Raw genomic sequence first — 539 nt, forward strand, 5'->3', positions numbered from 1 at the left:
TAACCAAAACCGTTACGGTCAAAGTGAACGGCCGTTTTACGCATTTGGCCTTTAACTTTTTGATCTACCAGGATAACTTCGTTAACGCCGTCATAATCCCACTCATCGTAAGGCGTCATTTGGTAAATCCATTTCGCCATACCAGTGTCTAAATCACGACCCCAAAGAGACATTGTCCATTTGTTGTCACCAGGACGTTGTACTGGGTTCCAAGTAGATGGGTTACCGTTACCGTAGTAGAACTGACCTAAATCAGGGTCATAAGAATACCAACCCCAGGTAGTACCACCACCGATTTTCCACTGGTCGCCCTGCCAAGTTTTCAGTGAAGAATCCTTGCCAACTGGTTTCAGCATAGACATGGTTTTTTCTGGATCTACAAGCATTTCGGCATCAGGACCGGTGCTGTACGCTTTGTACTGCACGTTACCATCTAAGTCATATGCTTGAACATAACCACGAACACCAAATTCACCACCTGAAATACCGACGATGATTTTATCTTTGAAAACGTGAGCAGCAGCGGTGCTGGTTGCACC

At 45.5% G+C, this 539-nt stretch carries 1 pseudogene; it reads right to left on the minus strand.

What is annotated here, in order from left to right:
- Positions 1-539 (minus strand): annotated as a pseudogene (locus tag B3M51_RS04485) (PQQ-dependent dehydrogenase, methanol/ethanol family); the annotation flags it as partial.

The organism is Methylophaga sp. UBA2689 (assembly GCA_002354555.1).
In the GTDB taxonomy this organism is placed as follows: domain Bacteria; phylum Pseudomonadota; class Gammaproteobacteria; order Nitrosococcales; family Methylophagaceae; genus Methylophaga.